This is a genomic window from Lentzea xinjiangensis (assembly GCF_900110955.1).
GTDB classification, from domain to species: Bacteria; Actinomycetota; Actinomycetes; order Mycobacteriales; family Pseudonocardiaceae; genus Lentzea; species Lentzea xinjiangensis.
In genome coordinates this window covers 51,870-74,847 of sequence record NZ_FOFR01000029.1, presented here as the reverse complement: position 1 = coordinate 74,847, position 22,978 = coordinate 51,870, and the positions used below count along the sequence as shown (strand labels likewise).

Annotated in this window: 7 protein-coding genes (1 of these 7 running past the window's edge); all 7 read left to right on the top strand. The window is 71.6% G+C overall.

All coding sequences use genetic code 11. The annotated features are described in order from the left end of the window. Tightly spaced (each overlapping or abutting the next), the 7 genes in view from BMW88_RS37435 to BMW88_RS37405 form a layout consistent with a single transcriptional unit that may run on beyond the window. A protein-coding gene (locus BMW88_RS37435) for a non-ribosomal peptide synthetase (RefSeq protein ID WP_089960778.1) crosses the window boundary here: on the top strand, positions 1–2,392 show its 3' portion. The gene continues 791 nt to the left of window position 1, outside the view; 2,392 of the gene's 3,183 nt are visible here — the last part of the coding sequence; the start codon falls outside the window, past its left edge; its stop codon occupies positions 2,390–2,392. Next, positions 2,389–6,963, top strand: coding sequence for a type I polyketide synthase (locus tag BMW88_RS37430; RefSeq protein ID WP_089960775.1), 4,575 nt, complete (start codon positions 2,389–2,391; stop codon positions 6,961–6,963). The genes BMW88_RS37435 and BMW88_RS37430 overlap by 4 nt, the downstream gene beginning before the upstream one ends. After that, the gene (locus tag BMW88_RS37425) at positions 6,960–10,370 is read left to right on the top strand and encodes a non-ribosomal peptide synthetase (protein ID WP_089960772.1); all 3,411 of its coding nucleotides are present in this window, start codon (positions 6,960–6,962) and stop codon (positions 10,368–10,370) included. The genes BMW88_RS37430 and BMW88_RS37425 overlap by 4 nt, the downstream gene beginning before the upstream one ends. Next, the gene (locus tag BMW88_RS37420; protein WP_089960768.1) at positions 10,367–18,478 is read left to right on the top strand and encodes a non-ribosomal peptide synthetase; all 8,112 of its coding nucleotides are present in this window, start codon (positions 10,367–10,369) and stop codon (positions 18,476–18,478) included. Before BMW88_RS37425 ends, BMW88_RS37420 begins: the two co-directional genes overlap by 4 nt. Further along, entirely contained in the window at positions 18,475–20,274 is a 1,800-nt protein-coding gene (locus BMW88_RS37415; protein ID WP_177221606.1) for a condensation domain-containing protein, read from the top strand. Before BMW88_RS37420 ends, BMW88_RS37415 begins: the two co-directional genes overlap by 4 nt. Next, entirely contained in the window at positions 20,271–21,260 is a 990-nt protein-coding gene (locus tag BMW88_RS37410; protein WP_089960762.1) for an NAD-dependent epimerase/dehydratase family protein, read from the top strand. Before BMW88_RS37415 ends, BMW88_RS37410 begins: the two co-directional genes overlap by 4 nt. Then, complete coding sequence (locus BMW88_RS37405) at positions 21,257–22,978, top strand: aspartyl/asparaginyl beta-hydroxylase domain-containing protein (RefSeq protein WP_089960760.1); 1,722 nt, start codon at positions 21,257–21,259, stop codon at positions 22,976–22,978. Before BMW88_RS37410 ends, BMW88_RS37405 begins: the two co-directional genes overlap by 4 nt.

Below are 22,978 nucleotides of genomic sequence, written 5' to 3'. Positions count from 1 at the left end.
CGGACAACGGGACGTCGTCCTAGGCTCACCTGTCGCCCTGCGTGAGGGCGAGCTGTCGCGGAACGCGGTCGGCCCATTGATCAACATGCTGCCGCTGCGCCTGCGGTTGCACGGTGAACCGAACTTCCGCGAAGTCTTGCGTCAGACCAGGAACACGATGCTCGACGCGCTCGAGCACCGATGGCTGCCGTTCGAGCGGATCGTCGATGAACTGGATGTGCATCGAAACCTCGACACCACTCCGCTGTTCCAGGTGTTGTTCGCCTACCAGCAGCCTCCAGAGCCGCCACGCCTGCCAGAGGTCGAGGCACGGCTGGTGGACGTACCCGCCGCGGCGGCGAAGTACGACCTCACCGTCACCGCGGCGGACACCGCCGACGGGATCGAACTGATCTTCGAGGCGGACGGCACGCGCTGCTCGGAACCGGAGCTCATCAGCCGGTGCCGCCAGTTCAGGGCGTTGCTCAGCGCCGCCGTGGCCGATCCGGAGCGGTCTGTGCACCGGCTGTCACTGACCACCGTGCAGGAGCTGAAGGCCCTGCGCGCTCCCGCGGCGATCGACCCCGGTATGGGCGAGCTGGTCCACGAACTCGTCGCGGCGGCCGCCGCGAACCACCCCGACGCGGTGGCAGTGGTGCACGGCCGGAGCCAGGTGACGTACCGGCAGCTGGACGCCTGGTCGGACGGTATCGCCGCGGATCTGCGCGCTCGGGGCTGCGGCCCGGACGAGGTGGTCGCCGTCTGGCTGCCCAGGACACCGGCGTTGCTCGCCGCTCTGCTCGGTGTGCTGAAAGCAGGTGCCGCCTTTCTGCCGGTCGGCGTTGAGCAACCCGCGCAACGAGTCCGGCTGATGCTCGCTGAAACCGGCTCCCGGTTGCTGATCGGCGACGAGGAGCTCCTCAGCCGGCGCGGCGCTGGGGACGTGCTCCTGCCAGCCTTGGTCCCGGTGTCCCGGCCCGGCCGGTCGCCGCGGGTAAGCGTGTCGCCGCGGGCACTGGCGTACGTGCTGTACACCTCCGGGTCCACCGGACGGCCGAAGGGCGTCGCGATCGAGCACCGCAGTGCCGCGGCCTTCCTGCGCTGGGCGGGGACCGAGTTCGGCGCGCACGGGCTGCGCAGCGTCCTCGCCACCACGTCCGTCGGCTTCGACCTCGCGTTCTTCGAGTTGTTCGCGCCGCTCGCCCACGGCGGGACCGTCGTGCTGGCCGAGGACGCACTCCACGTCCCCGGGACACCCGCGGCGACAGGAGCGACTCTGCTGAACTCCGTGCCGTCGGCGGTGGCAGCCCTGCTGGACGTCGACGGCGTGCCCGAGTCGGTCCACGCGGTCAACCTCGCTGGTGAGCCGCTGCCGCGTGAGCTCGCCGACCGGCTCCAGCACCGACCGGCGCACACCGTGGTGCGCAATCTCTACGGTCCTTCCGAAGCGACCACTTACGCGACGGCAGGAGTGGTCGCTCGCGATGGTGCTCCGCCGACCATCGGGTCTCCGATCGGCACGGCGCGTGCATGGGTGGCGGATGACCACGGTCGTCCGGTGCCCGCTCTGGTCACCGGGGAGCTGCTCATCGGCGGGCCGGCACTCGCCCGCGGCTATTGCGGCCTCCCCGCCAAGACGGCCGACGCGTTCGTTCCCGATCCGTTCGGCGGTCCGGGCAGCCGGGTTTACCGCACCGGCGACCTCGTGCGCCGGCGTACGGACGGACAGCTGGTCTTCGTCGGCCGCCGCGACACGCAGATCAAGCTGCGCGGGGTGCGCATCGAGCTCGGCGAGGTCGAACAGGTGCTCCGGACTGTGGCGCCGATCCGCGACGTGGTCGTCCTGCCGGTGGGAGACACGTCAGCCGACCGACGGCTGGTGGCGTTCGCCAGCGCGACGCCAGGAGAGCAGTTGTCCTCGGAAACCGTGCTGGCGGCACTGCGATCCGCGCTGCCGCCGGTGATGATCCCCTCGGCACTGGTCGTCTTGGCAGACCTGCCGCACAACGACAACGGCAAGGTCGACCGGGCCGCACTCGCCGGTCGCGCCGCCACCGCGGTCCGGGAAAGCCGACCGGGGGTCGCTCCCCGGAACGCGCTGGAGCGCACCATCGCACAGGAGTGGCAGCGGGTGCTCGGCGTAGAGCGGATCGGTGTCCACGACGGGTTCTTCGACCTCGGCGGGAACTCCCTGGGCCTGCTGCGACTGCACCACGCGCTGGTCGGCTCCGTCCACGCCGGACTTCGGTTGGTCGACCTGTTCCAGTTCCCCGACATAGCGAGCCTCGCCGATCACGTCGACCGCCTCAACCGCTCAGCCGACGGCGCTGGCCCGCCCGCGGCCGACCCGGCGCTGGCCAGGGGCAGACGCCGCAGGCACATGGCAGGACTCGGACGGGAGCGCCAGACATGACCAGTTCACCCCTCGATCCCGCGGCGCCGGATGCGGTCGCCGTGATCTCGATGAGCGGCCGGTTCCCCGGCGCGGACACCGTCGAGCGGTTCTGGGCCGACATCCGCTCGGGAACCGAGAGCATCGCCCGGTTCCCCGACCCCGCTCCGGAGCCCCGTTCGCAGTTCGTCGGCGCCGAGGGGGTGCTCGGGGACATCGCCGGGTTCGACGCGGAGTTCTTCGGCTACTCGCCGAAGGAAGCCGAGGTGATGGACCCCCAGCACCGGATCAGCCTCGAAGCGGCGTGGACCCTGTTCGACACCGCGGGATACGACCCGGCGGCACTGGACGACCCGATCGGGGTGTTCTTCTCCTCCGCGCTCAGCTCGTACCTGGTGCGCAACCTGCTTCCGAACGACGGCCTGGTGCGGGATCTCGGAGGATTCCCGCTGCTCATGCACAACGACAAGGACTTCGCGGCCACCACGATCTCCTACAAGCTGGGCCTGACCGGCCCCAGCGTCTCCGTCGGTTCGGCGTGCTCCTCCTCCCTGGTCGCCGTGCACCTCGCCGCGCGCAGCCTGCAGTCCTTCGAGTGCGATATGGCCGTGGCGGGCGGCGTCTCCATCCAGGTGCCGCAGGCCCAGGGGTATGTGCGTACAGAGGGCAGCTACTACTCGGCGGACGGCCGGTGTGCGGCGTTCGACCGATCTTCCTCGGGCACGGTCGGCGCCAGCGGCGTCGGTCTGGTCCTGCTCAAGCGACTGGCGGACGCGCAGCGGGACGGTGACCGGGTGCACGCGGTGCTGCTCGGGTCCGCGGTGAACAACGACGGCGGGCACAAGACGGGCTACACCGCACCGAGCGTCCGCGGGCAGCGCGACGCGATCGTCGAGGCGCACGCCGCCGCCGGGATCACGGCCGACAGCATCGGGTACGTCGAAGCCCACGGCACGGGCACGACGATCGGGGACCCGATCGAGGTGGAGGCGCTGACCGCCGCGTTCCGCACCACCACGGACCGCACCGGCTTCTGCGCACTCGGCTCCGTGAAGACCAACGTCGGGCACCTCGACGCGGCAGCGGGCATCGCGGGCTTGATCAAAGCCGTCGGAGCGGTGCGCGACGGTGTGCTTCCGGCCAGCCTGCACTTCGAGGAACCCAATCCGGCCATCGACTTCGCGCGGTCGCCGTTCTACGTCAGCGCGACAACGTCCCCATGGCCGGTGGGGGGCTCACCCCGGCGGGCCGGGGTGAGCTCGTTCGGCGTCGGCGGCACGAACGCACACGTGGTGCTCGAACAGCCGCCCGCCGCACGAGCCGCAGACGCTGAACGGCGCCAGGTCCAGCCGCTGCTGCTGTCGGCGCGGTCGGCGGAGGCACTCGACCAGGCGGGGACCGAGCTGGCCGACTGGTTGTTGCACGAGCCCGATCTCGACCTCGCCGACGTCTCGGCGACGCTCGTGAGCAGGCGGGCACACCGTCATCGACGTGTCGTGGTGGCCTCCTCCGGTGCGGCCGCCGCATCTGCGCTGCGCACACCGGCGGCACCCACGCCGATCGTCGGCGACGCGCGAGCCGCGTTCCTGTTCTCCGGACAGGGCAGCGGTTACCTGGGGATGGCAACCGGCCTGTCCACCGGCGAACCGGCGTTCCGGCGTCACCTCGACGAGTGCGCGCGGCTGCTGGCCGAGGACGCGGTGGACCTGCACGCGCTGCTCCACGTTCCGACCGGGACTCCTGCGGACCAGACCGCCGGGTTCGCGGTGAGCTACGCGCTGGCTCAGACGCTGATCGAGTGGGGTGTCGAGCCGGTCGGCATGGTCGGGCACAGCCTCGGTGAGTACGTCGCCGCCACGGTGGCCGGGGTGTTCTCACTACCCACCGCGCTCCGCCTGGTCGTAGCTCGCTCCAAGGCGCAGTGCGCGCTCCCGGAAGGCCGGATGCTGGCCGTACCCCTCGGGGCGGACGAGCTGCGGCCGATCCTGGACGACGGTCTTGCGCTGGCCGCGATCAACGCCCACGACCGGTGCGTGGTCTCCGGCGCCGTCCACGCGGTGGAGGAGTTCGCCGCCCGGCTGACCGCCGACGGCCTGCGGACCACGATGCTGCCGATGCGGGGAGCCGGCCACTCCGAAGCTGTCGACCAGGTCCTGGACCTGTTCCGGCCCGCGCTGTCCGAGGCGGAGTTCCACACCCCGCACTTGCCGTTCCTGTCCACCGTGACCGGTGACTGGGCCGATCCGGCCGATGTGGCCGGCCCCGAGTACTGGCTCGCCCAGATGCGCCGTCCGGTGCTCTTCGACGCCGCGGTGCAGCGGCTTGCCGAGGTGGCGCCGGCCGCACTCGTCGAACTCGGTCCGGGAACCGGGCTGGGCAGGCTGGCCGCGCGCAGGCTCGGCCCGCGCACGGTGTTCGCCGGTAGCTGCCTGCCTTCGGCCGAGCAGAACCCGCGTCCCGAGCAGGAGACCGAGCACGTGGTGCGGGCCGTGGGGGCCTTGTGGGCTCGCGGTTGCCCGGTGGACTGGACCGAGTTCCACCGCCCGCAGCGCCCGCTGCGCACGCCCGTGCCGGGATATCCCTTCCAGCACGTGAGCTACTGGATCGAGGCTCCTGGCGAAGCCGAGCGGGGACGGCTGGCGGCACTGCTGCCGGAGCCGGCGGTCGCAGGTCCTGTGCCCGGTGCCTCCGTCGTCACCACCGCTGACGCCGAGCAGCAGCCGGAGCGCCGCACGGACCCCGCCGACTGGACTCATCAGCCCGGCTGGCGTCACGCAGCCCCGGCCCCGGCCACACGTCGCCGGGACGGTGCGACCTGCCTGCTGTTGTCGGACGGAGCACTCGGCCAGGAGGTGGCTTCGCGGCTGGACGCGCTGGGCGTCCGCACGGTGTTCGCCCAGGCGGACCCGGCCTGGGGCACTGATCAACAGCGGTACCGCGAACTGCTCGCCGACCTGGCCGCACAGGACCGGGCACCGCAACTGATCGTGCATTTGTGGCCGTTCGAAGCCACAGGGATGGACCGCCCCCTCGATCTCGAGACGGTTCGCGAGGGCCAGCTCACCGGGCTGCACAGCCTGCTGCACCTGGCCCAGGCCATCGGTGCCGGCACGGGCACCGAGCCGGTGCGGCTGGTGTCGGTCACCAGGGGTGCGCAAGCCGTGCTGGGCGACCTGGCGCACCCGGAACACGCGACCGTGGCCTCTGCGATCAAGGTGATCCCCCGAGAACTGCCCCGCGTGTCGGCCACGGCGATCGACGTCGACGCTGCGGGCGCCGGCCTGGCGGACCGGATCGTGGCCGAACTGCTGGACCCCGCGTCGCCCACTGAGGTCGCCTACCGCGGACAGCAGCGGTTCGAGCGCGACTACCACCCGCTGCCGTTCGGTCCCGCGGCACGCACACCGGAACCCGGTGGCGTCTACCTGATCTGCGGCGGGCTCGGCGGCATCGGGCTGAGCGTCGCCGAATATCTCGCACCCACCGCGCGTGCGCTGGTGCTGACCCGGCGCACACCGTTCCCCGAACCGGGGGATCACGTGGCGCGCCCTGCGGACGAGCACGCCGAGCGGCTGGCTGAACGGCTGGCCGCGCTCACCGCGAGCGGCGCCGAACTGCTCGTCCGGCGAGCCGACGTGGCCGACGAGACCCGGATGCGGGAGGTGGTCGCCGAGGCGGAGAGCAGGTTCGGTCCGATCACCGGGGTGGTGCACGCCGCAGGCGCTCCGGACACCGCAGGCCTCATCCAGCGGCGGAACCGCCACGCCACCGACGAGGCAATGGCGTCGAAGGTGCTCGGCCCGGTCGTGCTGGACACGATCCTCGCCGACCGGCAGCTCGACTTCTTCGTGCTGTGCTCCTCGATCGGCAGCGTCCTGCACAAGCTGAAGTTCGGCGAGGTGGGCTACGTCGCCGGCAACGACTTCCTGGACGCGTTCGCCGCTCACCGTGCGACCCGGCGGCCCGGCCTGACCGTGTCGATCGCCTGGACCGACTGGCACGACGAAGCCGGCATGTGGGGCACGGTCCACCCGAAAATGGTCGAGCGGTACGTCGCGGCCTCCGACGCGCCCGAGCACCTAGCGCCCGACGACGACCTCCTCGGTGCGATCAGCCGGTCCGAGGGGACCGAGCTGTTCGCCCGGATCCTCGCGGGCAACCGGTCGCCCAGGGTGCTGGTCTGCACCCTGGATCTTGGAGCGCTGCTGGCCCGGCACGAGGCGTTCAGCACCGACGATCATCGCGCCGCGGTCGCAGGACTGCGGATCGCCCGATCCCGGCGGGACAGGGCCGCGCTGTCCTCCGCGTACCGGGAGCCCGCCACGGCGGTCGAACGGGGTGTGGCCGTCTGCTGGGCGGCGGTGCTCGGCGACGACCCGATCGGCGCGGACGACAACTTCTTCGAACTCGGTGGCGACTCGCTGGTCGCGCTCCGGCTGCTGTCCGCCGTCCGGGAACGGTACGGGTTCGAACTGTCCATGGCCCAGTTGTTCGAGACGCCGACCATCTCGAGTCTGGCCGCGGCGATCGAGCACGGCACGGGTGGGCGCGGAGGCGACGAACGAATCGACGAGGAGGAGGTGCTCCTGTGAACACCCCCGCGAGCACCGTGGAGTTTCTGGCGGACCTGCGCCGTAGGGGCATCACCGTGACGGCGGACGCCGACGATCTCCGGTGCACCGCGCCCCGCACGGTGCTCACCGCCGAACTGCGCGCGGAGATCGTGGCGCGCAAGCCCGAGATCCTGCGAGAGCTGCGTGCTGCCGCGGGAGTCGTTCCGATGTCCGACAGCACACCGCCGCTGTCGTTCGCCCAGGAGCGGTTGTGGCTGGTGCACCGCTTCCACCCCGGTTCCAGTGCGTACCACGCCACGTTGCACCTGCGGTTGAGCGGCGCACTCGTGGTTCCCGCCTTGCGCACGGCGTTGCGCGATCTCGTGCGCAGGCACGCCGTCCTGCGCACCCGGTACCCCGTTGTGGACGGTGCACCGACCGCCGAGGTGTGGCCAACCGCAGCACCGGTCCTGCCTCTGGTGGATCTCTCGGGTCGGCCTGTCCCCGAGGCGACGGTGGCGAGTGGTCGGATCGCGGCGGCGCTGACCGCTCGCCCGTTCGACCTCGAGACCGGGCCGGTGATGAGGTCGGTACTCGTCCGGCGGGGACCCGAGGACCACGACCTGGTCCTGGTGCGGCACCACATCGCCAGTGACGGGTGGTCGTTGGGAGTGCTGCTGTCCGACCTCGTCGAGCTGTACCGCGCACACGCCGCCGGGAGCCGCGCGGACCTGGCCCCCCTTCCGGTCCAGTACGGCGACTTCGCCGCCTGGCAACGACAGCGGGCCACAGCGCCCGACTTCGGTGAGCGGCTCGCCCGGTGGACCTCCGCACTCGACGGCGCGCCCGCACAGCTGAACCTGTTGGGCCGCCCGCAGGGCACGGAGCCGGATGGCCTCGCGGGCTCGACGAGCGCCCGGATCGGTGAAGCGCTGACCGGACAGCTCCGCCGGTTGGCCGTCCGTCAGCGGACGACGCTGTTCCCGGTCCTGCTCAGCGCGTTCGTGCTGGCGCTGAGCAGCTTGTCCGGGCAGCACGACGTGGTGGTCGGCGCTCCCGTCGCGGGGCGTACCCGGCGCGAGCTCGACCACCTGATCGGTTGTTTCGTGAACCTCCTGCCGCTGCGCGTCGACCTGTCCGGCGCCACCGACTTCGCGCACCTGCTCGAGCGGGTGGCCGCGGTCGTCCGTCAAGGGCTGGAGGACCAGGAGGTCCCCTTCGAGCGGATCGTCGACGCGCTGCGCCCTGATCGCTCGTTCGTGGACACCCCTCTGGTGCAAGCCGTCCTCGCCTACCAGAACACTCCAGCGTCCCGGATCACGCTGCCGGGGCTGACCGCGACCGTGCTGGCTTCTCCGCCGGTCGCGGCGAAGTTCCCCCTCGCCATGACCATGACACCCGGCGCCGACGATCTCGGCCTGGCGCTGGAACTGGAGTTCGACCAGGCCAGGGTCCATCCCGCGACCGCGGCCGAGGTCCTGGCGAGGACGGTGGTCGCGCTGGAGACGGCGGGGACGGCGCCGGACCTGCCGTTGTCGCGGATCGGGTGGACCACTCCGGTTCCGACGGACGCTCCCGGTGAGGTCCCGGTCGGAACCGGTCTGCTCCACCTCGAGTTCGAACGGGTTGCGGCCGACCAGCCGGACGCGGTCGCGATCACTGACGATCGCGCCCAGATCACCTACCGGCAGCTCGACACCCGCGCGAACGTGCTCGCGTCGGCACTGGCCGATCGGGGCGTTGGCCGGGACACGCTGGTCGGGCTGTGCGTCGAACCCTCGATCGACCTGGTCGTGGGCATGCTGGCGATTCTCAAGACCGGAGCGGCGTACGTTCCGATGGACCCGGCAGACCCACCGCTGCGGCGGGCCGAACTCACGGCAGAAGCGGGCCTGAAGCTGGTGGTGACCAAGCGGGCCGTGCTCAACAGTCCGGAATCTCGCGCCGAGTTCCTCTTCCTCGACCATCTCCGACGCCGCGGGGCGGCTCGCCCGGCCACGAGGCGGGTGCACCAGGACAACCTGGCCTACGTGATCTTCACGTCGGGGTCGACCGGCGGTCAGAAGGGGGTGCTGGTCAGCCACCGCAACATCGTGTCGGTCCTGTCGGGGTGCCGGGCAGCGGTGCCGGAGGCAGCAGGGGGACGACACACCTGGGCCGTGCTCCACTCCCCGGCGTTCGACTTCTCCGCCTGGGAGATCTGGGGAGCTCTCACGAACGGCGCGCGACTGGTGATCGTGCCGCCGGGGGTGGTCCGCGCTCCGGACGAACTGTGGCAGACCGTGATGACCGAGCAGGTCAGCGTGTTGAGCCAGACACCGGGCGCCTTCCGTGCCCTGTTGCCCACCGCGGTGCGGTCCCATCCGGACAGGACACCTCTGGAGGCGGTTGTTCTGGGCGGGGAGTCCTGCGAGGTGGGGAAGCTCGCGCCGTGGTTCGGCAGTTACGGCGGGCGTGCGCCGGCGCTGGTGAACATGTTCGGAATCACCGAGACCACGGTTCACGTCACCGCGCGCCACCTGAGCCCGGCTGACGTGACCGGCCCTGTGGCGAGCCCGCTGGGCCAGGCGGTCCCCGGCCAGCGGATCGACGTGGTGGACGAAGACGGGAACCCGCGGGCTGCCGGGGGACAGGGTGAACTCGTCGTGAGCGGGGCCGGTCTGACGCGGGGCTATCTGGGCCGCCCGGGGTTGACCGCTGACCGGTTCCGGCCCGCACCACACCACCCGGGCGCCCGCAGGTACCACTCCGGGGACCTCGCCAGGTTGCTGCCCGGCGACCTGGACTACCTGGGCCGCAGGGACAAGCAGATCTCGCTGCGCGGCTACCGCGTCGAACCCGGTGAGGTGGAAGCCGCCGTTCTGACTCACCCCGGCGTGCGGGACTGCTTGGTGGTCCCGCACGGCATCGGCGATCGGCAGCAACTGGTCGCCTACCTGGTGGCCGAACCCGAAACTGCGACGACAGATCTGTCCACCACAGCGGTACGGGCGTTCCTGTCCACCACGCTGCCGCGTCATCTGGTACCGGCCCGCACGCTGGTGGTGGACGAGCTTCCGTTGACCAGGAACGGGAAGTACGACTTGCGGGCGTTGCCGGTGCCGCCGCCGGACCGGTCATCCGGCCGGCCGGTCGCGTCGCGGACCGAGGTGACCATCGGCGACCTGATCGCCGAGGTGCTCGGCTGGTCCAGCGCCACCGGCATCGGCGCCCACGACAACTTCTTCGACCTCGGCGGGGACTCCCTCCTGGTCACCCAGTTCCACTTCCAGTTGGTCACCACGTTCGGCATCGACCTGCCGGTGCGGACCGTCTACCAGGCGCCGGACATCGCGGCACTGGCCGCGACCGTGGACCGGATGCGCGCAGTGCGCCACCGCGACCTGGTCCGGGAGGCCCTCGAACTGGCCGAGAACGCGACCTCGCCGCGGGAGGAGCCTGCATGAGCACGCAGACCGGGGCGAGCCGCGCGAGCGGTCACGCCGACCACCGCCACGACACCATCGTCGACATTGCCAGGCGGCACGCGGGAACGAATCCCGGACGCCCCGCCTACCTCTTCCTCGCCGACGGCGTGACCGAGTCGACAAGCCACGACTTCAATGGCATTGATCGACGGGCCAGGGCGGTCGCCGCGGAGCTGGCGGCCAGGGGGTGCCGCGGCGAGCGGGTGTTGATCGCCTACCCGTCGAGCATGGAGTACGTCGAATCATTTCTCGGCTGCCTGTACGCGGGTGCCGTCGCGGTGCCCTGCGACTCTGGACGGGGCGGCGCCGGCGCGGAACGGCTCGCCGCCATCCGCACGGACGCCACGCCCGTGCTGGTGTTGTGCGACCCGGCCAACAGCGCCGAGTCGTTGGCCGGGCTGCCCCGGCTTCACGTCCGGGACGTGCCGGACAGCGCGGCTGGGGAGTGGGAGCACCCCGGTGCCGGGCAGGACGCTGTCGCGTTCCTCCAGTACACCTCGGGCTCCACCAGGACACCGAGTGGAGTGCTGGTCACGCACGCCAACATCCTCGCCAACGAGCACGCGATCCAGGTCGCCTGCGGCAACGACCGGGACGCCAACTTCGTAGGCTGGCTGCCCCTGTTCCACGACATGGGGCTGATCGCGAACGTCCTCCAGCCGCTGTACCTGGGATCGCGGTCCGTGTTGATGCCACCGGAGGCGTTCCTCCGCTCGCCGCTCGCCTGGCTGCGGGCTGTCGAACGCTACAGCGCGCGCGTCAGCGGTGGTCCCAACTTCGCCTACGAGCTGTGCCTGGCGCGGATCAGCGAGCGGGACCGCGCCGAGCTGGACCTGTCCGGCTGGGCCGTGGCCTACAACGGCGCGGAACCGGTCCGGCACGAGACGCTCCGCCGTTTCACCGAGGGCTTTCGTTCTGCGGGGTTCGCCCCGACCGCCCACTTCCCCTGCTACGGCCTGGCCGAGGCCACCCTGATCGTGGCGTCGACGCCGGCGACCGAAGCGCCCACCACGGTCCGCGCCGACCCGGCCGCACTCCGCCGAGGAGAACTCACCCCGGTCGCAGCGAACGAGCCGGGCACCACGCTGGTCAGTTGCGGAGACGCGGTTCCCGGGACCGAGGTGGAGATCGTCGACCCGGCGACCCTCACCCCGGTTCCCGCCGGCCGCATCGGTGAGGTCTGGCTGCGGGGAGCGAGCATCGCGGCCGGGTACTGGAACCGGCCGGAGGAGACCGCGAAGACCTTCGGCGCGCGCCTCGCGAACATGCCCGGCCGGTCCCATCTGCGGACCGGTGATCTCGGCGTCCTCCTCGACGGCGGGCTCTACATCACCGGGCGTAGCAAGGACGTCATCGTCATCCGCGGCGAGAACCACCTCCCGCAGGACCTGGAGCACACCGCGGAACGGGCGGAACCGGCGCTGCGACCGTCCTGCGGCGCAGCCATCTCGGTGGACGTCGACAGCGTCGAAAGCGTGGTGCTGTGCTACGAGCTCGCCTCGCCGAAGACTGAGCACGACCTCGACGCGATCGCCGCGCGGGTGAGGCAGGCGATTGCTGACCGGCACGGCGTCGAGACCCGGCACGTGGTGTTCGTCGCCAAGGGCGGCATCCCGAAGACGACCAGCGGGAAGGTGCGCAGGCAACGGTGCCGCGAGCTGTACCTGAACGGCGAGCTCCGCGTGCTCGGCGTGGTCAGCACCAGCCGGGCCACCGTTCCGGACCTGCCCGACCGGGCGGAGATCGCAGCACTCGAGCCAGGGGCGCGCGGGCCGGCACTGGCGTCCGCGATCGGGCGGACCGCCGCGGCCTTGGCCGGAGCCGCTGAGGAGTCACCGCGTCTGGGCGAACCCCTGATGCGGCTTGGTCTGGACTCGTTGAGCGCCGTCGAGCTGCGGCACCTGGTGCAGCGGCGCTACGGGGTGGACCTCGGTGCCACCACGCTCGCCGACCAGGCGAGCCCGGACGACATCGCCGCGATGATCCTGGCCGCTGAGGAGACCGGGACCGTCTTCGAGCCTCACGACGTCTCGCCGGAGCACGGCCTGCTGCCGCTCAGCGAGGGACAGCAAGCCTTGTGGTTCGAGCACGAGCTCGATCCTCACGGCGCGGCCTACGTCCTTTCCCGGGTTCTTCGGATCGACGGGCCTCTGGACGTCGCGGTTCTGGGCCGGGCATTGGACGCCCTCGTCGCGCGGCACCCCGCATTGCGGACCAGCTTCCCGGTGGAGCAGGGCCGCCCGTGGTGCCGAGTGGACCGGACCGGACCCGGCCTGCGGGTCGTTGACGCGACCGCGGACACGGACGACGAACTGGCCGCTCGCCTGCTCGAACTCGCGGAGCGACCGTTCGACCTGACCGAGGCACCGCCGTTCGCGGCGACACTGGTGCGCCGGGACGAACGCACGCATCTGCTCGTGCTGGCCGCGCACCACCTCGTGATGGACCTGTGGTCGTTCTTGGTGGTGCTCGACGAGCTGCGCGCTTCCTACGAAGCGGGCACCACTCCGCGCAAGCCCGTCAGCAACCCGCACGCCGTCGTGCTGGCAGAGGCGACGGCCTACTTGCAGTCCCCGTCCCACGCCTGGGATCGGGACTTCTGGCACCGCACGCTCGCGGAGGCACCGCCGGACCTCGAGCTCCCCACTGATCGCCCCCGGCCCCAGCACCGCGACTTCCGCGGCGCGACCGAGGAGTTCCGGCTGCCCGCCGAGCTGGTGCGTGATCTCCGGGCGTTCGCGAGGCAACGGTCCTGCACGCTGTTCACCGTCCTGCTCACCGCCTACCGGGCGCTGCTCCACCGCTACACCGGCCAGACTGACCTGGTGCTGGGCACGCTGCTGGCCGGGCGGGACTCCGCCGCACTGGCCGATGCCGTCGGCTACTTCGTCCGGGCGGTCCCGCTCCGCTCCCGGTGTTCGGGGGAGACGTCGTTCGACGCCCTGCTCGCCGACTCCGGGGAACTGCTGCGCGACACCACCGGCCACGGCCGGTACCCGTTCCGGCGCATGATCGCCGAACTGGCGCCGGAACGGGACGCCGACCGCGCCACCCTGGTGCAGAGCCAGTTCGTGCTGCAGCAGGAGTACGGCGAACGCCGTGGCGGAACCTTCGCGCTGGCACAGGGATCTGCGGACCGCGTCGGGTTCGGCGCGGCGACCGCCACGCCGGTCGGCGTCGCCCGCCGGTGGTCGCAGCTCGACCTGAGCCTGAGCATGGCGCAGCTGGGCGACGAGCTGACCGGGTGCTGGGAGTACCGCACAGCTTTGTTCGACCGGACCACGGTGGCCGGGATGTCCGCACATCTCACCGAGCTGCTGCGCGCGCTGGTGACGGATCCGGCACAACCGGTGGACGCGATCCCGTTGCGGGACAACGGCACGGTTGCCGAGGCCGGACCTTCGCGGGACTGGCAGGACCTCGGCGGACTTCACCGCCTGACGGCGGAAGCCGCACGCACCCACCCCGACGTGACAGCCGTGGTCGCGGCGGACGGCACGCTCAGCCACTCCGCGTTGCACCGGGCCGCGACCGGGATTGCCGCCGAACTGCGCGCGCTCGGCGCGTTGCCGGGTGAACCCGTCGCGGTGTTGCACGAGCGTGGTGTCGCGTTGCCGATCGCCTATCTCGCGGTGCTGCACGCCGGGTGCGCCGTGCTGCCGCTCGACCCGGACGACCCGGCACGACGTCATGCCGTGATGCTGGAGGACAGCGGGACTCGGTTCCTGCTCACCGGGAACGACGTGCCGGGCGAAGAAGGCGTCGCTCTGCCCGTCCGGCGCCTGGACACCACGGCGCTAGCGCGGCGGTCCGGCGGCGGGTACTCGGCACCGGTTCACCCGGAACAGCCCGCGTACCTGCTTTACACCTCAGGATCGACCGGCGCCCCCAAGGGTGTGCTGGTGCCGCATCGCGGCATCGTCAACCGGCTGCGCTGGATGCAGGAACACTTCCGGCTTGCTCCGGGCGAGCGCGTGTTGCACAAGACCCCGGTCAGCTTCGACGTCTCCTGGTGGGAACTGTGCTGGCCGCTGATCGCCGGCGGGACCGTGGTGCTCGCACCGCCCGGCCTGCACCGCGACCCGCGTGGACTGGCGGCGCTGATAACCCGTGCCGCGATCAGCACCACCCACTTCGTGCCGAGCATGCTCACGCCGTTCCTCGCCGAGGCAGCTCGCCTGGGCACGGTGGCCTCGCCGCTGCGCCGGGTGCTGTGCAGCGGCGAGACGCTGCCCTCCGCCACCAGGGACCGGTTCTTCGAGCTCTTCAGCGCCGAGCTGCACAACCTCTACGGTCCCACCGAGGCTTCCGTCGACGTCACCGCTTGGGATTGCGCGCCGACCGAGGACGGGCCGGTGCCGATCGGCCTGCCGATCAGCAACACGTCGGTCCAGGTGCTCGACCGGCGGCTCCGTCCCGTGCCGAGGCCGATCGCGGGGGAGCTGTTCCTCGGTGGCACCGGGCTCGCGACCTGCTATGTGGCGGACCTGGCCAAGACGGCGGCGGCGTTCCTGCCCGATCCCGGTGGGACGGGCGGTCGGCTGTACCGCACCGGCGACCGGGCACGGCGCCGGCCGGACGGTGCGCTGGTGTTCCTCGGCCGCACCGACCAGCAGGTGAAGCTCGGCGGGCAGCGGGTCGAGCTCGGCGAGGTCGCCGAGGCGCTGCGCGCGCAGCCCGGGGTGACCGACGCGGCGGCGGTGGTGCGCGACGGCAGGCTGATCGGCTACGTCTGCGGGCCGGACGCGCCCGCTCCGGCCGAGCTGCGTGAGCGGCTGCGACGGCTGGTGCCCTCCCGGTCGGTGCCTGCCCGGATCGTGCCGATCGAGGCCTTGCCGATCACGCGGAGCGGCAAGCTGGACCACCGGGCCCTGCCTGTCCCCGAAGCCGATCCGGAGCAGCGGACGAGCCCGCCGCGAACGCGGACCGAGCGCAGGCTCGCCGAGCTGTGGTCCGCCCACCTGGGCAGGTCCGAGATCGACGTGGACACCGGCTTCTTCACCCTCGGCGGCGACTCGATCCTCGCGATCGCGATCGCGGCGACAGCGCGAGAAGCCGGGGCGGGCTTTACCGTGGCCGAGCTGATGGCTTACCCGACCGTCGCGTCCTTGGCCGCACATCTCGACAACCGACCGGGCACCGCCGAGGCGGAGGACACGACCCTGGCCCCGTTCGCGCTGTGCCCGGAGCTCGCTGGGCGCAGCGGATTGACGGACGCGTACCCGGTCTCGATGGCGCAGCGCGCGTTGCTGGCGCACGGGGACAACGACCCCGCCTACGAGGTGTACGTGACCAGCGTCGCGGTCGCCGCTACGTTGGTTTCCTCCGCGCTGGCGCAGGCCGTTCGCCTGGTGCTGGCCCGCCACCCTTACCTGCGTTCGTCCTTCGACCTCACCAGTCAGGCGGAACCGGTGCAGCTCGTGTGGGGCGACGTGCCCCGCCTGCCCCTCGAGGTGGTGGACCTGAGCGTCCACCAGGCCCGTGAGGAACGGTTCTCCGCGTGGATGGCCGCCGAGCGCAAACGGCACTTCGACCTCGACCACGGCCCGCTCGTGCGGTTCACAGCACACGACCTCGGTGCCGGATTCCGGCTCACCGTCAGCAGTTTCGCGCTCGACGGCTGGTGCACCGCGCTGGTGCTCACCGAGGTGTTGCACGCGTACCGGGCGGCTGTTCGCGGTGAGACCTGGCGCCCGGTGCCGCTGCGGACCGGATACGCCGACTTCGTCGCACTGGAGCGCGCGGCGATGCGTTCGCCGGAAGACCACGCGTTCTGGGCGGCGGAACTGCACAGCGCCGAACCGTCCACCTTGCCGCAGCGGTCGATCAAGCCCGCACCGCGGCCGGCTCTGCAGCAGCGCACCGTCCTGGAGGTCGACGACGGCGTGCGGGACGCTCTCTCCGCGCTCGGAGGCGAGTTGGGTGTCGGGCTCAAGCACGTCCTTCTCGGCGTGCACCTGCGCGTGGTGCGTGCGTTGACCGGTGCTGAGGACACCATCACCGGTCTGGAGACCAACGGCCGGCCAGAACGCCGGGACGGCGACCGCGTGGTCGGGGTGTTCAACAACATCCTCCCGTTGCGCGTCACCGTGTTCAGCGACGCGAGCTGGGCGGACCTCGCCCGTTCCGCGTACGCCGCCGAGGGCCGGATCTCGCCGCACCGCCGCTACCCGCTGGTCGCCCTGAACCGCGAGTTCGGCGCCGGGGCGTTGTTCGACACGCTGTTCGTCTTCACCCACTTCCACCTCTACCGCGAAGTGTCCACCGTGGACGGACTGCGGATTTCGGACCTGCAGGCCCCCGACCAGACCTACGTGCCGTTGACGGCGCACTTCAACATCGACGCCGGATCCGGCCGGCTGCGACTGCTCTTGGAAGCGGACCCGGCCAAGGTCCCGGCGGAGCAGGTGCAGGAGGTCGGCAAGCTGTTCGTGACCGCGCTCGAGGCTGCGGCGCGGCGTCCCCACGGGGCTTCGTCGGACTGGGAAGGGAAAACCCGCACGCCTGTCGAAGCTGCTCCGGAACCCGCTCCAGAACTCGCGGTGCACGAGCTGGTCGAAGCCGCCGTGCGCCGTGGGCCGGCCCGGACCGCGTTGGTGGAAGGCAGGAAGCACCTCAGCTATCGGGGCCTGTGGACGGCGTCGGCGAAGCTCGCTGAGGCGCTGCAAGCGTTCTCCGTCGGCCCGGACACCGTTGTCGGGCTGTGGGCAGAGCGCAGCGTGGACTACGTGGTCGCGCTGCTGGCGGTCCTCCGCGCAGGCGCGGCTCATCTGTCGATCGACCCGGAGACCCCGCCGGAGCGGGTGGCCGCCGTGCTCGCCGAAGCGGGTGCGGCACTGGTGGTGCTGCCCGAGGGCGTGTCGGTACCCGAGGGCGTCGCGCCGGAAGCGGTGTTGAGGACGAGCGCCACGTCCGGGAGCGGGTTGCGACGCCCGCGGCTGCGCGGAACAAACCTGGTCTGCGTCCTGGCCACGTCAGGTTCCACCGGTCAGCCGAAGCTCGTCGGCGTCCACCACCAAGGCCTGGTCAACTACCTGCGCTGGTGCGCACCCGCTTACGGCATCACCGAGAAGACGTTCGCCCCGGTGCATTCGTCACCGGCCTTCGACCTCACCGTCACGAGCCTGCTCGCGCCGCTGACCGCCGGGGGCACGGCACATCTGCTGCCCGGTACGGACGTCACGAACCTGAGCACGGCACTGGCAGGCGGCCACCACACGCTGGTGAAGATCACCCCGTCGCACCTGGTCGCGGTGGCGGGCCATCTCAGCGCGCGACGCCGCGTGCTCAGCGGGCTCACCGTGGTGGTGGGGGGCGAGCAGCTGGACGGCAGACAGGTCGCCGCGGCGCGGTCGGTCATGCCGGATGCCTTGCTGTTCAACGAATACGGCCCGACCGAGACCGTGGTGGGCTGCTCCGTGCACGAGGTGGGAGTGCCGGGGGACGGGCCGGTGCCGATCGGCGTGCCGATCGCGGGCACTTCGGCGACGATCCTGGACGCGCCGGACGGACCGCGGGGCGAGCTCGCGGTCGGCGGGCCCGGGGTCACCAGGGGCTACCTCGGTCAGCCGGCGGCCACCGCCGCGGTGTTCGTGCCCGACCCGGACCGGTCAGGTGACCGGCGCTACCGCACGGGCGACCTGGTCCACCAGTTGCCAGGAGGCACACTCGTCTTCCGCGGACGCGCCGACCGGCAGGTCAAACTGCGCGGCTACCGCGTGGACCTCGGTGAGATCGAGCACGCGCTCACCTCGCACCCCGCCGTGACCGGCGCCGCGGTCGTGCTCGGGGACACCCTCGCGGGCACTCCCCGGCTGATCGCCTGCTGGTGCGGCACGGCGGCGGTCCCGGAGCTGCGTGACTGGCTCCGGCGACGGCTGCCCGCCCGCCTGGTCCCGGCCGAGCTGCGATGGCTGGCCGCCTTACCTCTCACCGCCAACGGGAAGGTCGACCACGCTGCGCTGACCGCGCGACCGGAACGCCGGGATCGGCTGATGGACCGGATCGAACTGCTGACCGACGAGGAGGCGGCCCGGCTGCTGCGGATGGCACGCACGCGGCCGGAGAAGCCTGGAGGGTCGCGATGACCGAGCCCGACCCGCGCATCGCGCGGTTGTCCGAGACCAAGCGCGAGCTGCTGGCGCAGTGGCTGGCCGACGGTGCCGCGGAGGCGGACCGGCCGGCGCCGCGCACCGATGCCGAGCGGACCGTCGCCGAGATCTGGCGAGAGGTCCTCGACCTGGACGAGGTCGGGCTCGACGACGACTACTTCGCCCTGGGCGGGGACTCCGTGCACGCCATCGTGATCGTGGCGAAGCTGGAGATGGCCGGGCTGCGGATCTCCGCCCAGGACCTCTTCGGTCTGGCCACCGTGCGTGCCGTGGCGGAACGTGCGGGCATCGGCGCCCCGGCGGCGGCCGTCATCGGTCCACAGGCGACCGATTACCCGCTCAGCCCGATGCAGGAGGGGATGCTCTACCACTCGGTCGGCGGCAGCAGTCCTGGCGCGTACGTGGTCCAGGCGGCCTGCTCGCTGACCGGGGAACTGGACGTCGAGGCGTTCCGCGCGGCCTGGAGCGCCGTGGTGGCCGCGACACCGGCGTTGAGGGTGTCGTTCGACTGGGCCCACCGCGACCGGCCGCACCAAGTGGTCGTTGACGGCGTCGTACCGGACGTTCACCTCCTCGACTGGCGGGACCGCAGCGGTCCGGACCGGGACGCGGCGATGGTGGACCACCTGGACCGGGACCGCGAACGAGGCTTCGACCTCGGTCAGGTGCCGCTGTTCCGGCTGACCCTGGTGCGCGAGTCCGACTTGGAGCACCGGTGCGTGTGGACGCATCACCACCTCGTCCTCGACGGCTGGTCCCAGCAGTTGGTGCTCGCGGACGTCCTGGCGACCTACGAGGCACTGGTCGCGGGCGTCGAACCCCACCTGCCCCGGCGTCCCGGCATGTCCGACTACCTGACCTGGCTGGGCGAGCAGGACCGCACCGCCGCCGACGAGTTCTGGAACCGGCAGTTCCTCGGGCTGCGGGGGGCGACGAGGATCGCCGGGCCCGGATGCGTGCGGGGCCAGGTCATCGCGCCACGCGGCGGTGAGGTCGCGGTGACCCTGTCCGCGGACCGGTCGGCGGAGCTGAACGCACTGTGCCGCGGCAACGGTCTCACCGTGAGCACGGCGGTTTACGGCGCATGGGCGCTGTTGCTGTCGGAGGTGTGCGGCAGCGACGACGTCGTCTTCGGGGTCACGGTCTCCGGTCGTCCTCCGACGCTCCCCGGGGCGACGGAGCTGATCGGCCTGCTCATCAACACCGTGCCGCTGCGGGTGCGCTCCGCGGTGGACGGGACGGCCCTGCCCTGGCTGCGCGAGCTGCAGGACCGCCTGGCCGAGATGCGCGAGCACGGGTACGTCCCGCTCTCCGGCATCACCCGCGCCGTCGGCCTGCACCACCGCGACACCCTGTTCGACACGATCGTGGTCGTCGAGAACTTCCCCGCGACGGTGACCGAGGAGACCTCGGGACCGCTGGCGATCAGCGACGTGCGCACCGTGGTCGACGAGGGTTACCCGCTGGTGCTGGAAGTGGTGCCGGGGGCGGAACTGCTGGTACGAGCCCGTCACGACCCGACCCGGCTCGACGCCGCGGAGGTGGCGGGCCTGCTCGACGCGCTCGTCGCCTGCCTGGTCGCGTTGACCGCCGAACCGGAGCAGCCGCCGTCCCAGCTGCGGACCCTGCTCGCGGAACGGTTGCAGCAGCACAGGGAACGGTCGTTCCGCGCTCGCCAGGAGACGGCGGGCCGGCAGCTGGTCAGCGCACGGCGGCAGGCGATGGGCTCGCCCGGTCGAGCCGGAGCTACGGACACGGGGGAAAGCGCATGACGTTGATCGTGGTGACCGGTGCCGGTGGGTTCGTGGGAGGACATCTGGTCCGGGCGGTGCGCGCCCGGTACCCGAACGCGCAGGTGCGCGGTGTGGACATCCGCCACCCCGAGTACGAGCGGAGCGAAGCCGACCAGTTCCTGGTGGCCGACCTCCGTGAGCGGGAACTCTGCGCCGAGGCGGTCGCCGGGGCGGACGTCGTCTTCGCCCTGGCGGCCAACATGGGCGGGATCGGGTGGACGCACGCCGCACCGGCCGAGATCCTGCACGACAACCTGCTGATCTCGGTCAACACCGTGGAAGCGTGCCGCGCGGAAGGCGTGCGCACGGTCGTCTACACCTCGTCGGCCTGCGTCTACCCCGAGTCCCTCCAGCGGTCGCCGGACAGCGCCCCGCTGCGCGAGACGCCGGTGTTCCCCGCGGAGCCGGACATGCAGTACGGCTGGGAGAAGCTCACCACCGAGATCTTGTGCGAGACCTATCGCAAGACCTACGGCATGGACATCAAGGTGGCCCGGCTGCACGCCATCTACGGGCCGATGGGCAGCTACGCCGGTCTGCGCGCGAAGTCCCTGTCGATGCTTTGCGGCAAGGTCGCCGCGGTGCCGGGGGACCGCGGCGAGATCGAGGTGTGGGGTGACGGCACCCAGACCAGGTCCTACTGCTATGTCGACGACTGCGTCACCGGCCTGCTCCGGCTCGCGGAGTCCACAGTGGACCAGCCGGTGAACATCGGGTCCGAGGAACGGGTCAGCATCGGTGACCTGGTCGCCAGGATCGCGCACGTCGCCGGCAAGGAGATCACCCCGCGCTATCGGTCGGACAGGCCGGTCGGGCCGCTGGGCCGGGTTTCGGACAACGCGTTGTGCCGCGAGCTGCTCGGCTGGCAGCCGGGCACCGCGCTCGACGACGGGCTTCGCCGCACCTACCGCTGGATCGAGGGCCAGGTCGCCGAGACCCGTGTCGGAGAGCGGGTCACACAGTGAAACCCAAGCGCGACAAGACGATGAACGGTGCGCTCGCCCTGGGCAGGTTGCTGCTGGGCCACTTCCCCCGGTATCGCAACGCGAAGCTGCAGGACGTGGTCACCGCCGCGCTGCGCGACAACGGAGAAGGCCACAGCCGGGTCCTCGGCGTGCTGAACGGCAGCATCCGGGTGCGGCAGGAGCTGGCCTATGCCCTGCGGCTGGAGCCCCGGCGGCTGTGGACCAAGCTCACCTTCGCCCGGCGCTCCGCGGCCGTTCCCGCCGGCACGCAGTCGCTGTCCCTGTTGTGCCCGACCAGGAACCGCGTGGCCGGCCTGGCCGAGTTCCTGCGCAGCGTGCACCGGACCGCCGCGGCACCCGGCCGGGTCGAGGTGCTGTGCTACGTCGACGACGACGATCCGGCCCTGCCCGAGTACCGGGAGCTGTTCGCCCACGCCCGGCAGCGCTACGGCGCGCTCGCCCGGTGCGCCCTGCACGTCGGGCCGTCGATCGGCGTGGCCGCCGCGTGGAACCACCTCGCCGAGCAGGCCGAGGGCGACTTCCTGATGATGGCCAACGACGACCAGCTCTACGTGGACCACGGCTGGGACGTCGCCCTCGACCGGCGGGTGGCCGAGCTGACGGCGCTGCACGGCGACTCCGTGCTGTGCCTGTACTTCGACGCCGCGCAGTACCCCGGTGGCGGCCGGGACTTCCCGATCGTGAGCAGGGCCTGGTACGAGACCCTCGGCTACTTCGTGCCGACGATCTTCCAGCAGTGGGAGGTCGAGCAGTGGGTCTTCGACCTTGCGGAGCGGCTGGAGCGGCTGTTCGCGGTGTCCGGGATCTTCGTGGAGCACCGGCACTACCAGGACTACAAGGCCACGTTCGACCAGACCTACCAGCGGCACCGCATGACGAGGGAGAAGTCCTTCGCCGACCACGCGCTGTTCCTGCGCACCGAATCTGAGCGGGTTGCCGAAGTCGCCAAGCTCGCGGCCCGCGTGGCGCGAGGACGGCAGGGCGAGCGGGTGGAGCTGACCGACGACTCGGGCGACCGGGTCCGCGAGCACTACCGCGCGCTCATCGACGAGCTGCACGCCGCCGCACAGCACGAGGCCGCGGCTCAGTGTGCTGATCTGGCGGTGCGCCAAGGTTTGTGGGCCTCGCCCCTGCACCGTCCGGCCGAGTACCACCCGGACCTGCCGGTGGTGGCCGAGCACGACGTGGAGGACCTGTGGTTCGCCGCTCATCTGGTTGACCGGCACCGGGTGATCGCCGCCGAACTGAGCGCGGTGTTCGGGACCAGGGGTCTGGACGACGGAGCCGAGCCGCTGGTGCTCTACCGGGACGGCGCGTGGACCGCCGCCGCCGTGGAGGTGCCCGTCACCAGGGCGGCTCTCGACGACATCCCCGAAGCCCTGCTCTTCCCCGGCGCGGTGGTCGAGCTGTGGTCCCTGCGTGCTTCGTCGCGCTCGGCACCGGCGTGCGGTCCTAGCAACGCGTTCCTGCGGGTCGAGTTCGCCGCCGTGGTCACGGCGGGCAGCGGGATCAGGGTCGGCGACCGCACCCGTTCCTGGCCGGAGGGCGGCTGCCTGGTGTTCGACGACGGGCTGGAGCGGGAGCGCTGGAACGAGGGTGACGGCACGAACCTCGTGCTGGGCTTCCGGGTTCCGCGCTTCGACGAGCCCACTTCGGACCGACCGCGACCGCGGCGCGCGGTCCAGGCGAGGCGGTGA

Coding starts and splice junctions, on each gene's coding strand:
- BMW88_RS37430 (WP_089960775.1), top strand. CDS start 2,389: ATGACCAGTTCACCCCTCGATCCCGCGGCGCCGGATGCGGTCGCCGTG.
- BMW88_RS37420 (WP_089960768.1), top strand. CDS start 10,367: ATGAGCACGCAGACCGGGGCGAGCCGCGCGAGCGGTCACGCCGACCAC.
- BMW88_RS37415 (WP_177221606.1), top strand. CDS start 18,475: ATGACCGAGCCCGACCCGCGCATCGCGCGGTTGTCCGAGACCAAGCGC.
- BMW88_RS37410 (WP_089960762.1), top strand. CDS start 20,271: ATGACGTTGATCGTGGTGACCGGTGCCGGTGGGTTCGTGGGAGGACAT.